Here is a 12,482-nt window from a genome sequence, read left to right on the forward strand (position 1 = left end):
AACTCGTCCAAGGATATACGATTAAACACCATCTCAAGTTATTTTAGTCGTAATAAGTTGGCCAGCTTCATTAATAGTAACTTTCCATTTCACTCCACTAGCAGTCTTCATGATTATACCTTTACTTGCCTCTATTTCAATATCTCCAAACATTCTTCCGCCAGTCGTCGCTAACCAAGCACTCCCATTTTCCATAGAAGATCTTGCAAAGATACGATTAATTCGAAAACGTTTATGATCTTGAGAATAACCACTTAATGTAATTCTAACTTTATATAACTGACTGGCCTTCATATTCGATATAATTGTATCGCCAACATTTAATGGAACATCCAACGCGATAACCCAACTTCCAGTTGCACTTAATGCATATTCAATTTTAATTTTCTTTGGGCTCTCTCCCCATCCAAAATACATTCCAAAACAATTTAACATTTGTATTGGTTTTTTCGTAAAATCCATTTCAATTACAACTGGATTACTATCTGGAACGTCAATATAGTTTACACTTTGTTCATCTATTAAATTAAAGCAATTTGTGAGATTTCCCCCGTACGGCACTTTTCCACTTACTTGCTTAACGTTATATTTCTGCTGAGCATTTACTAAAATATCATCTTGATTTCCTATTAAATGAGGTCTATTTAACGTCAAAGGTAACTGAATTCGTAGGGATTCTTCATAAGTAGACTTACAAACATTGTATTGTCCTTTATCTACAATAGTTGTCGAAAGCAGATTTGAAAAAAGGTAGTTACGATGAGAATTGGAAGAAAATTCAATAACAATTTGTTCACTACTCATCCGGTACGTATCCCAGATCATACAATCAAATGTATTATACGCACCTGAACAACGAATTACTTTTTCCGTTTGTTGTCTACATTGCACTTGAATATCATGAAACGTATTTCCTGAACTTTCATTTGGCAAATCACTATTTCCATCTACTTCAATCCCATACACACATCCATCAATAAATATAGATTGAAATACATTGGCGTTAATCCAGCAAGGTGTATTGATATCATTTATATATTCTGTCTTCAAATGTATTGCAGTTTGAAAGTTTTTAATTTGAATAAATTTAACTTGAAAGAAACTAATAAAATCCCATGCCTTTTGACAATAAAAATGTATAGCTTTTCCTTTATACGATGGAGTTGTATTTATTATATTTATATTTGATATAACAGATTGATTAGGTACTTCGATTTGTTGTGAACCAGAAACATAAATAACAGCAGATTGAAACAATGGATTTATAACTTGAAGAGTACCACCAACTATCGAAGCGTTACTTTGTAGCTCAAATGCATTAAAATCCCCATCAATTTGCAGTGTTACGGTAGGATCCAACTCTAATCTTACGTTTGATTTAATAACAATCGGCTTTACAATTTTGTACGTATTTATCCCTGTAATTCTAACCGTCGAAATTCGATTCGCTACACAATAATCAATAGCTTGCTGAATTGCTAATGAGCTATCATTTCCCGAGTTTGGAACTGCGCCAAAACAATCAATATGAACGCTACTTTCTGGCGCACAATCTTCTTGGGATGAAATATATTCTGACAAAATAAATTCACTCCTCATATTACCTTTTTCATATAATATGTGAGTTGTCTCTTAAAAGTTTCTATAATAAAAAAAACAAACGACCTACTCGGTCATTTGTTTAATTCATATATATTTTTCGTTTCCTCTATCATTTTAGTTAACGAGAAATATCTCATTGCTTTCTCTCGTGCTTTCAATCTAATAGCAGTTACCTTTTCTTCATTCCCTTGTAGTTCCTCAAGCGCACTTGCGAATTCTGATTCGCAATATTCAGATATCAAAACACCTGACTCTCCATCTATTACCGCTTCATGTATTCCACCAACATCTATTGAAACAATTGGTGTCCCTGTAGCCATCGCTTCAATTACTACCATTGGAAACACTTCACGAAAAGATAATAAAAGTAAGGCGTCCATATTCCCTATAAACTCATGCGGCTCTGAAATATTCCCTAGCATCTTCACCCTTTGCTGCAATCCATATTTTTCTATTTCTTTCATAATCGATTCTTTCTCTGGTCCATCACCAGCAATATAAAACATAAAATCATTTCTCTTTTTCAATACATTTGCAATTTTGACAAATAGTTGATGGTTTTTCTCTTTGGATAATCTAGCTAATATCCCTATTTTATATGTAGATTCTTTCTTTTTCTGCTGGAATAAAAACTTTTCAATATCAACACCGTTATAAATTGTATTTATTTTTTCTTCTGCTACATGAATTGAAATTAAATTGTTCTTTTCAAACTCACTTACTGTAATAATATTGTTCACATATTTATTCATGAAATACCGAAAAAGCGTTGGCATTTTCTTTTCTAATATCGTTACATTGTGTTTCGTATAAACAATTTTCATCTTTTTTTTAATAAACTTTTGAAGTAGAAAAGCATATAATACCATTCGCAAACTATTTGCATGAATAAGTTCTATCTTTCGTTTACAAATTTCGTTTCGTAAATAATAAATATTTCTCAAATGATTCCATCGACTAAGTAAGATAAAATTTTCTTTTCTAGTAAGGGATTCATATAGTTCTCCATCACCTGCAGCTGTATAAATCTTAAAATCCTCATAATGCAAATTATTTTCTAATTTACAGAAATAATTTTCGGCTCCGCCAGTTATCAATTTATCAGTCATCAACAGTATATTCATAATTGCGTCTTCCCAACTACATTGATTTTATTTTTTTTATAAGCATGATAAGCATACTTACTAAAATAGTAAAAGCTTTGCACTGCATTAAGACTTTTTTGGTCCCTTAATAATTTCCAATACCGAAAAGCTGCTCTAACTTTATTTCTCGAAACAGAATTTGCTACAATTCGATACTTCGCTAATACTTGCTGTATCCCTTTTGCTTCATGCCCTTCATGTAATAAGTTCAGCCATAACGCTGTATCTTCCGGCTGTACACTAGGCATTTCGACATACGGAATTTTTTCACGATCAATCATCACCGTTAAACACCCGATAATTGTATTTCCTACTAAATAATGATAGTCAACAGATTTTGGTACACTCACTTCGCGATTTAATTCATTACCATTTTCATCAATTAAACTATACGACGCATATGAAAAAGCAATATTCATTTCTTCCATAAATAACAATTGTGTCTTCAATTTATGTGGCAACCATATATCATCACTATCTAAAAAGGCAATGTACCTTCCTCTCGCCTCTCGAATCGCTAAATTCCGAGCTTTAGCAGCACCAACATTTTCTTTTAATGATAATAACCTAATACGTGAGTCTCCTTCTATTATCTCTTTAATTTTTGCCGCAGATTGGTCGGTTGAACAGTCATCAACGATAATCATTTCCCAGTTTTCATACGATTGATTCTGTACAGATAAAATTGTCTCACCTATAAATCGTCTACTATTATAAGAAGGTGTTATTACAGAAACATGAGGCGCCTTATTATGTGCTGATAGACATTTTACCATCTATCTTTCCCCTTCCTTCATATATTGAAATATACTTCACAACAACTGCTAAAAATAAAAAGAACGCTTCGTTAATAATGAGTGACAATGACATCATCTGAAATAAAAATGCAATCATAGTCAATAGAAGGTATGGTTTTTCACGAAACAAAGTATGCTGCGCTAACTTAAACATTAATATGAATAAAAACGCACTATATAGAAGAAAACCAATTGTACCCGACTCAGACAAAATTTCTAAAAATGTATTGTGTACATATAATTTTTCATTAAATTGATACTCATAATAATTCGAGAAGTTAAACGCACCAATTCCGATATATGGATTGGATAAATAATATTTAAAAGCAGCTTCCCATAATGTAAATCTACCACTTCCATTATCATGGGAAAAATCAGAAATTCGTTTATTTAATATGTCATCTAATTGGCCCCCCATTACACTATTCGATAAACTAAAAATAACTACACTAAACAATACTAAACTCATAATTATTTTTATTTTTTTAGCGAAACTAGACATACATATATATACAAAAATGACAAGCACAAGCGCTAATATTCCCCCTCTTGAAAAGGTTAATAGACTCGTCGTAACACATAAAATTAACCCTAAGATGTTAGTGATATTTTGCAAATTCGTCATATAGTACATAAAAAATATTGTATTATAGAAAATAAAAATGTTAGGATCATCTAGCAATCCAATTAACCGTGGATATCCTCTATCAACTAATAATCCAGCAAAAATTTCTCTCTCTTCTCCACCGTATAAACTAAAGTATTGTAAACCGATTATATAGAGTAGTAGACTTACAACATTAAATACTATTCCTACATAAGCAATAGATGATTCAAGTACCACTATTTCAGTATTCCCCAATAAATTTCTCATTATAAAATAGCATCCTAAAACGAGTAGCACGCCAAAAATCATACGAATACTAGCATTTAAATACATAGAAAGAATTCCGCTTAAACAATAAATGAAATAAAACAGTAAAAATATAACTTCATGAAAATATAACTTTTGAATATGAAAGTCTTTAATTGTTAAACAAAAATATATGACTAAAAAAATCATATATATCTTCAATGAAAATCCAATATATAAATTGTATTTACTTAACATGACAAATAATATTAGAAGAATAATCCATCCCATTGATACTTTCATATTATTTTCCATAGGCTATATCCCCTGTTTCGTAATATAATCCTTTTTGCGTATTTTTCTTATAAAAGAAAGAAGAAGTTTTTTTAGCTCATAATCATATAGGAATATGGCAGCTACTACAATTAGTATATTAAGAACAAGCGCAATTAAATGATATGTATGCAATATATATTGCACTCCAATAAAGGTTACACCAAAATAAATTGTATACGGTATTACAATTTGGAATACAATTTTTTTCTTCACTACACTTACCGCTATATATCCCACTAAAGCGACTATTTCAAATAAAACCATAGCGTATGCCGCTCCTATCACTCCACCAAGACTACTAAAGCTATAAAGCATAACCCCACCTATCACCAATGCTACACACTGCACAACAGTCCTCTTATTTTGACAACCACTCGTCGTTAAACCGTCAGCAATGGCAATATTTAGACTTTGTAGCACAATAAGAAATGATAATATTTGGAGTGGTTCTACTGCATTCCTCCATTCTTCATGAAAAAATATAGAAATAAAGTATGGTGCTAAATGATATAAACCGATCGTCATACATATTCCTACAATCGCCATTGATTTAATTTGAAGTAAATTTAATTTCGTATGCTCTTCTATATTATTCTGGTTATAATGCTTAAAGAGCACCGGAAAAAATGCACCTGCAATTACCCCTGGTACTTGATATAAAGCTGCCGGCATCCGGTACGCCACTGCAAAAACACCTACCATACTTAATGGCAATGTATAGTTAAGCAAGATAGGCGCTAATTGTGGCGTACTCATTATTAAAAAACCGCTAATAATAAAGGGAGTTAATTGCCAAAATAACGCTTTATGAATTACGACTTTCATATTCATTTTCGTCTTTCTTCTCATGATATATATACTGAATAAACCACCAATCATATACCCAAAAGCATATAAGCGAGCTGTTACATACACCGGTAACTCTCCGAAAATACAAAAACATGTAATTATAATGACAACTGATGCTGATACAACTTTTATGAGCGCTATATACTTCATACGTTCCGTCAGTTGAAAATAGGCAATCCCTATGTTTTGCCAAGTTAATCCTATTAACATGAAAAACATTACGTTTATCATCATATAAATTAAATTTTTATCCGCATACATATAATGAATAGCAATATAACCGATGATAGAAACAAAAATAAGTAGAATCATCCTTATTTTTATATACGATGATAAAATCTGCTCTAAATCTGCTCCATCCTTTGCCCCTTCTCGAAGAAACGTATTACTAAGTCCTAAGTCTGTAAAAAATAACATAACAAACGTCACTGCTATGGCAACACTAAACATCCCATAATGTTGTGCGTTAAAAAAGTTTGCTAAAACAATTAAACTGACGGCCTGAAGAAGGTTAGCTAAAATCGTACTATAAAATAGATGGATAATATTGCTTAGAATAGATCTACCCATACAAGTTCTCCTTTGCAAGTAACCTACTTACATATGTTGTTTGTTTACATATATATTTATCTTGCACCATTACCGTTCAATACAATTAAAACGGTTTTACATAAAATACGGATGTCCATCCGAAATGTTTTCATTTCAATATACTCCATGTCCAGCCTCAACTTTTCCTTTGGATCAAGATTATACCCTCCATTTATTTGTGCCCATCCTGTTAAGCCTGGTTTTACTATTAAACGTTCCTTAAATTCTGGAATATACGCATCAAACTCATTATAAAAAAACTCTCTCTCTGGTCTAGGGCCTACAAAAGACATATCTCCTCTTAAAATGTTTAAAAGTTGCGGTAATTCATCAATTCTCGTTTTTCTTATAAACAATCCAACTTTTGTAATTCTTTGATCATTTTCTTTTGCCCATTGTGGTCCGTTCATTTCAGCATCCTTTACCATCGACCTTAATTTAAATACATTAAACTTCTTCCCGTTTATACCTAAACGTTCTTGAAAGTATATTGGAGCCCCTGATGTTTCTAAGGTAATCATAATACAAAAGAACAACATAATTGGTATTGTTAATAGTAACAATATGATTGAAAATATAATATCAAACAAGCGTTTTACACTTCGATTCAATATGCTAGGCTTTTCTTGAGCCGGAATCGTATACAACTTGGCTTGATTTGTTTCACGAATCATGGATCGTTACCCCCACATTCAAGAATATAAAATTATACCTATTAATTCACATTCTTTCCTATTTATATCCGCTATTACTTTTTGCACTGTACGTAATGAATCTTTTTGCTTTTTAACTGCTAAAACCACTCCATCGCATTTCCCTGCAATAATGTGCGTAGCAGGAAGTTCAAATACTTCAGAAGAATAAACGAAAATGTAATCAAAATCTTCTTTCCACTTAGCAATCGCATTATCAAATTCATCCATAGCAACTAAAGGCGTCCCTGTATGTACTGTTTTTTTTGCAGGAATACAATATAAGTAATTAGACAAATTACTAGAAAAAGATTCATAATTGCAGGAGGAAGAGCTTATTATATCGTTTACTGTTATCATGTGATCACTTTGTAATAATACATGTAGTTTAGGGTCAGAAAAATTCACATCAATAAGTAACACCTTTTTTTTCATTTCCGCAAACACTAGACCCATATTTACTATAAGCGAGGCAACAACACCTCTGTCCTTCGTTGAACTAACTGTGAACAGTTGTTTTCCGGATTTTTTCAGCTCGTGATACACCGTATAAAACTGCTCTTTCATCAGATCATCATGCAAATTGAATGGCAGCTGCTTCTTTGTTCTAAACATCGACATGTTCACCTCGATATATAGATGATTTTTTATCAACCTCTGTAGGTTTCTTTTTTCTATTTGGTTCCATATTTATGTGACCAATAACAGAGACTGTTGTTATTTTCTCTAAATCCTGTTCCGTGTATATACGTTCATCAAAATAATCTCGAAATACAGCTAAACCTATCCCAACAAAAAAACTAACAATTAAAGAAATAGGAATGATCAGTTGAAATTTCGGAAACAATTTTTCAGCCTGTTCCTGTAACTCAGGATCAGTTAATACTTTCACCCCTTGTACATTTGTGTACTGTTGAAAGCTTTTTTGTGATTGCTCTGCCAATGTCTTTACAATGTCTTTCACGATTTTCGGATTGGAATCTTTTACTGTAACAGTTACAATTTGTGAGTTGTCCGTATTCACAACCGAGATTTTTTGTGCTAATTCATAACTTGATTGCTCTAATTTCAAAGTTTTTTTGACTGTTGAAATAATTAATGGGCTTTTTAAAATATCAACATACGATGTTACTAGTTGCTTATTTTCTTGTGTTTTATTTGTTGAATTTTCCTTATTAAACTCATCTAAATTCCCAACAAGAATTTGCGTTGAATATTGATATGACGGCTTTAAAACATACATAGAGATAAGAACTAAAGAAGCGGTTAAACAACACATCGTTAAAATAATCGTTACGAATCTTCTTTTCAGTAATTGTTGAAAATCTTTTATACTCATTTCTTGCTTCAATTATTTCACCGCCCTTTTCTGAATAACATCCTGCAATTCACTCTTTACAGATAACCCTTTCTCTCTTCTATCCACTTGTTTTGTTACATACTTTCCGACTCCGAATGCAAATTTTTCTACATATACATACGAAAGCATTGCAAGTATAAACGAAAAAACAAGTGAAAAAATTAAAATAATAGGCAACGGTAATATTTCATGGAGCATGTATATAAGGGAAAACAACGATATAATATGGTATAAATAAAGACTGTAAGAAATCTTCCCCAAATATAACAAATATTTATTATGTAGCAAGGACGACAAAGTTGATATTGACAAACTTAATATGACAAATAAACATGCACTTATCGCCACTACGTAGTCTCGAAATATAAAATTATTGAGCACTTTAATTTCTCCTATAAGCCCTTCATACATAAAAAGTAAAATCGCAAATAAAAACCATGCAATTTTCGTGTTTTTAGTACAATTACTATAAAAAACTATTAAATTATTTTTATACTTCGCAACTAGTGCTCCTAGTAAAAACAGTACTGTGTAATGCAATGTTAATGCATAGCTTGTTAATGTTAAGCCCGAGCGAAACAAAAATAATATTACGACAGAACATATACTAAAACTAAACAATAATAGTAATGAACACCTTAACGTTTTTCGTAAGCAAATCATCAAAATTAACGGGAAAATTATTGATATTCGCATTTCATGGACAAGTGACCAAATCACACCGTTATATGCATCTGTATTATATTTCCCAACCAATAAAATATGTTGTGCGATTAAGCTTGAAGAACTTTCAATCGTCCATGAGCGATTAAACCATTCACTTAAATAAGAAATACCATATTCACTAATTGTAATCTGGCATACAATAGCTATAATTATTGCCACAATATAAGGAATATATATTCTGCATATACGTTTTAAAAGGTATGACCCATAGCTACTATAGTTTTTTTGAATAGATTCATACAAAACAAATCCGCTCAAAACAAAAAAGATAATAACTGATTCGTTACCACTACTAAAAATTAGACGAGCAGGCGTTTCTTTTAATAGATACACAACAAATGGTTTATTATCTTCATAACTGTAATTTTGAAATGCTGAAAAAATCATTAAATGATGACCAATCATTACTACTAATGAAGAAATCCCTCTTATAGAGTCCAATTCTTCGTATCTTTTCATCTTTTTACATCAACTCCTAATGAAATGATAATAATCATTTCAAAGCGACATCTTTATTCATATTCCTCTCCTTTCTTTTCATTCCAATTTTTCATATTAAAATGATTTTATAGTATAAATTTGAGTGTATTGTAACATTTTTTGTAATATTTTGAATAGAAAATCTCAAAAATTGGTATATACCAATTTCAACCTCGAAAAATGAGTAATATTGATAGAAAAACGCTATAAAAATATCTTGCATATTTACAAAATTAAAGAGCTGAATAGCGTTTTTTCAATATAAAATAAAAAAGATAGCCTACATAGGCTATCTTTTTTATTTTATTTAATTACTGGCACCACTATATGCTACATGTCGTTTCTCAATTCTCTCTTCAATTTCTTTCATATTTTCTTTATTATTTAATAGTGATTGTTTATTTTCAATTAATAATTGTTTAAAAGATTTTCTCACTTTTTTTCTCATTTTCATTGTCCTCCTTGGGGGATGGTTTATATAAAAGATAAAGAATTATCTGTGTGTTCTTATAATAATTGATTGTTGTGAATTCTATTTGAACTTCATATGAAAATCTCGTTTATTTTCTGACAACTTTGTGAACACGAAAAAATGATTATCTAAAACTATGTTGAAATTAATTCACTTCATGATAAAAGTTATTATTTTCATCAACTTTTATCATTATATCTTGTCGAAATATTTATATATTTAAAATTGAGTTCGACATAATTTTATTTATTATAATACTGTTTACAAAAACAAAAAGAAGGTGTCACTAAGTCAAAGTTCGACTTATGCAACATCCCTCTTCCCAAACTATTTATAGCATATTTATTAATATTTCAGGTCTTCCCCAATTCATTTCTTCACAAACAAATCTAAGTTTTTCTTCATCCATTGTGTGTAATCCTTCTTCTAGTGAACATGAAATTGGAACTTCACAGTGAATTTGGGCTAATTGTAACGAAATATTTAAGTTCTCTAAATCACTTTCAATCTTCGTACGCTGCGCTTTTGTTAATGATTCTACATTTTCTAGTACAGCGGATACTGTTCCGTGCTCTTGAATAAGCTTATACGCTGTTTTTTCACCGATACCTTTTACCCCTGGATAATTATCACTTGTATCTCCCATGAAAGCTTTTGCATGGACGATTTGCCACGGCTCTACACCTTTTTCTTCCATGATTTTCTCCGGTGTGTAATATTCGTAATTTCCAATTCCTTTACGCAGAAGCATGACTGTAACGCTCTTATCAACAAGTTGAAGTAAATCCGTATCACCTGTTAAAATATAAACTTCAGCTTCATTGCAATATTGTTTTGCAAGCGTACCGATACAATCATCGGCTTCGTAGCCTTTCATACCGATAACTGGAATGGATAATTTTGCAGTCATTTCTTGCACTAAATCAAATTGAGGAATTAATTCTTCTGGTGGCGCTGCACGATTTGCTTTATAATTCGAGAACGATTCTGTTCTAAATGTCGTACTTCCCATATCCCAGCATGTAACGATATGTGTTGGTTCGATCGCTTGCGTAGCTGTTAATAAGTGTTTCATATAACCATGAATCCCGTTCGTAGGGGTTCCATCTTGTCGTTTCATAAATTGTCCGTAGACACTTGTTGCGTAAAAAGCACGAAATAATAGTGCCATACCATCAACTAATAATACTTTTTTCATAATTCCTCTCCTATTAAAAAAATAATAACCTTACGTTATCACGTAAGGTTATATAAATAGATTACCATTCTACGTTTTTGCTCAACTTTGTCTATTATACATTGTTTTTGTATATTTAGCATCATTAACACATTAAGACGTTCTACTACAACAAGTATGCAAGATGCCTGAATACGTATTTTTTCCAGTAGAAACAACGATAGCTTTTGCATTTCCACTAACGATATGCGAACCTTTAAAACATACATTTTCAAGCTCAAGTGGATTATAATCTTTCATCCGTTTTAATGGAATAAACCGTTTACGTTCAAGGTGATAGCAGCTCTCAAACTTCTCTATATTCGCTTCGTTTCCCGTTAACACAGACTCATTCACTAATAAATCATCTGCATAAATAATACGTACATCAGCTGGCACAGCATCTCCAGCCGAAAGAAAAATCATATCTCCAGGTACAAGTTCTTGCACAGGTATCTCCATCATTTTCAGTTCACTATTTAACCCTGTACTACTAGAACATTCTACTCTAGATACAGTAATCGTTTCACGTTGTAATTCATCACACACACGTTGTTTTGAAAAACCTGGAATCATGCCACCTAGCTTCATCATTACTTCTGCAAGAAGTGCTCTTTTTGAAGTTAGTTCATTTCGGCCATATACTTGAATACGTTTTTGTGCCTCTTTCATTGATAGTCCGTCTCTTGTTGTTTTAAAATATGCAAATACAGATTTTACATCTCTTGTTGCAATTTCAATTAATAAATCTTTATTTTTTTGGAGCATTGTTTGTTCTTTTATTGATTTTTTACTTAGTTTATATGACGTGTTACCCACAGTTTTGTTTACATATAACATATTATCGTCTCCTCCTTTACAACATAGGAAGAAACGCTTTGTTTCTCAATTTATCCACTTTACTGTGAAAGTGTCTCGCGCTTTATAAACGCTATATTGTGATAAATATAGAGGGAGGAACAAATCGTTTCCTGCCTACATCATATATTTTTGATTTGAAGTATATGGGTAACGGAACCGAGTCAGAATTTGACATGCTCCTCACCTCCTCGTTTAATTTTATAGTTTATAATATGAAATTACTCATAGCTTGGTAACAAAAAAGACCCCTACCCTTAAGAGAGTAGCGGCCATTACATACACAAATAAACGATTTCTAATATAATTAGAAATCTACGGACCTCTCCCTCACCGAGTTTTAGCACTGTATAGCATAGGTACATTACCAGCTACGTTAAGAAAAACCTTAATTCGATCATTCCTGTTGACCCATTGGCGTCTCTCGACATTTTTGGGCAGTAGCATTTCTCTATACAGGAGCCTCACCTAACAGAGACTTATTTTCATTACATTGAAAATGTTA

At 31.7% G+C, this 12,482-nt stretch carries 12 protein-coding genes and 1 riboswitch; all 12 genes read right to left on the bottom strand.

Features of this window, described 5'->3' with window-relative positions; translation table 11 throughout:
* Positions 1–33: 33 nt before the first annotated feature.
* The 12 genes from AB6801_RS04255 to AB6801_RS04310 all read right to left on the bottom strand — a co-directional run bounded on the left by AB6801_RS04255 (position 34) and on the right by AB6801_RS04310 (position 11,959).
* The gene (locus AB6801_RS04255) at positions 34–1,581 is read right to left on the bottom strand and encodes a glycoside hydrolase family protein (protein WP_000006054.1); all 1,548 of its coding nucleotides are present in this window, start codon (positions 1,579–1,581) and stop codon (positions 34–36) included.
* A gap of 92 nt (positions 1,582–1,673) precedes the next feature.
* Positions 1,674–2,726 (bottom strand): glycosyltransferase family 4 protein, encoded by a 1,053-nt coding sequence (locus AB6801_RS04260; RefSeq protein ID WP_001023684.1) that lies wholly within the window; start codon positions 2,724–2,726, stop codon positions 1,674–1,676.
* A complete protein-coding gene (locus AB6801_RS04265; RefSeq protein ID WP_000237694.1) occupies positions 2,723–3,523 on the bottom strand; it encodes a glycosyltransferase family 2 protein in 801 nt (266 codons plus the stop codon). Before AB6801_RS04265 ends, AB6801_RS04260 begins: the two co-directional genes overlap by 4 nt.
* A complete protein-coding gene (locus AB6801_RS04270) occupies positions 3,498–4,712 on the bottom strand; it encodes an O-antigen ligase family protein (protein ID WP_000429870.1) in 1,215 nt (404 codons plus the stop codon). Before AB6801_RS04270 ends, AB6801_RS04265 begins: the two co-directional genes overlap by 26 nt.
* Positions 4,713–4,715: 3 nt before the next feature.
* Complete coding sequence (locus AB6801_RS04275) at positions 4,716–6,152, bottom strand: oligosaccharide flippase family protein (RefSeq protein WP_048568859.1); 1,437 nt, start codon at positions 6,150–6,152, stop codon at positions 4,716–4,718.
* Between the two features lie 56 nt (positions 6,153–6,208).
* Positions 6,209–6,847 carry a sugar transferase gene (locus tag AB6801_RS04280; RefSeq protein WP_000617650.1) on the bottom strand — a complete coding sequence of 213 codons (639 nt, stop codon included), beginning with the start codon at positions 6,845–6,847 and terminating at the stop codon, positions 6,209–6,211.
* Between the two features lie 18 nt (positions 6,848–6,865).
* Positions 6,866–7,486, bottom strand: coding sequence for a CpsD/CapB family tyrosine-protein kinase (locus AB6801_RS04285; RefSeq protein ID WP_002100874.1), 621 nt, complete (start codon positions 7,484–7,486; stop codon positions 6,866–6,868).
* Positions 7,473–8,216 (bottom strand): YveK family protein, encoded by a 744-nt coding sequence (locus AB6801_RS04290; RefSeq protein ID WP_000807055.1) that lies wholly within the window; start codon positions 8,214–8,216, stop codon positions 7,473–7,475. The genes AB6801_RS04285 and AB6801_RS04290 overlap by 14 nt, the downstream gene beginning before the upstream one ends.
* The gene (locus AB6801_RS04295) at positions 8,217–9,410 is read right to left on the bottom strand and encodes an acyltransferase family protein (RefSeq protein WP_000833054.1); all 1,194 of its coding nucleotides are present in this window, start codon (positions 9,408–9,410) and stop codon (positions 8,217–8,219) included.
* A gap of 328 nt (positions 9,411–9,738) precedes the next feature.
* The gene (locus AB6801_RS04300) at positions 9,739–9,879 is read right to left on the bottom strand and encodes an FbpB family small basic protein (RefSeq protein ID WP_001228048.1); all 141 of its coding nucleotides are present in this window, start codon (positions 9,877–9,879) and stop codon (positions 9,739–9,741) included.
* 355 nt (positions 9,880–10,234) lie between these two features.
* Positions 10,235–11,101 (bottom strand): 5'-3' exonuclease, encoded by an 867-nt coding sequence (locus AB6801_RS04305; protein ID WP_000757075.1) that lies wholly within the window; start codon positions 11,099–11,101, stop codon positions 10,235–10,237.
* Between the two features lie 132 nt (positions 11,102–11,233).
* Positions 11,234–11,959 (bottom strand): P-type ATPase actuator domain-containing protein, encoded by a 726-nt coding sequence (locus AB6801_RS04310; protein ID WP_097998927.1) that lies wholly within the window; start codon positions 11,957–11,959, stop codon positions 11,234–11,236.
* Between the two features lie 335 nt (positions 11,960–12,294).
* Positions 12,295–12,460: riboswitch (M-box (ykoK) riboswitch) on the bottom strand.
* Positions 12,461–12,482: the final 22 nt, after the last annotated feature.

The organism is Bacillus sp. RCC_6_1, assembly GCF_041360755.1.
In the GTDB taxonomy this organism is placed as follows: Bacteria; Bacillota; Bacilli; order Bacillales; family Bacillaceae_G; genus Bacillus_A; species Bacillus_A cereus.

Coding starts and splice junctions, on each gene's coding strand:
- AB6801_RS04280 (WP_000617650.1), bottom strand. CDS start 6,847: ATGATTCGTGAAACAAATCAAGCCAAGTTGTATACGATTCCGGCTCAA.
- AB6801_RS04285 (WP_002100874.1), bottom strand. CDS start 7,486: ATGTCGATGTTTAGAACAAAGAAGCAGCTGCCATTCAATTTGCATGAT.
- AB6801_RS04270 (WP_000429870.1), bottom strand. CDS start 4,712: ATGGAAAATAATATGAAAGTATCAATGGGATGGATTATTCTTCTAATA.
- AB6801_RS04295 (WP_000833054.1), bottom strand. CDS start 9,410: ATGAAAAGATACGAAGAATTGGACTCTATAAGAGGGATTTCTTCATTA.
- AB6801_RS04310 (WP_097998927.1), bottom strand. CDS start 11,959: ATGTTATATGTAAACAAAACTGTGGGTAACACGTCATATAAACTAAGT.
- AB6801_RS04275 (WP_048568859.1), bottom strand. CDS start 6,152: ATGGGTAGATCTATTCTAAGCAATATTATCCATCTATTTTATAGTACG.
- AB6801_RS04305 (WP_000757075.1), bottom strand. CDS start 11,101: ATGAAAAAAGTATTATTAGTTGATGGTATGGCACTATTATTTCGTGCT.
- AB6801_RS04265 (WP_000237694.1), bottom strand. CDS start 3,523: ATGGTAAAATGTCTATCAGCACATAATAAGGCGCCTCATGTTTCTGTA.
- AB6801_RS04260 (WP_001023684.1), bottom strand. CDS start 2,726: ATGAATATACTGTTGATGACTGATAAATTGATAACTGGCGGAGCCGAA.
- AB6801_RS04300 (WP_001228048.1), bottom strand. CDS start 9,879: ATGAGAAAAAAAGTGAGAAAATCTTTTAAACAATTATTAATTGAAAAT.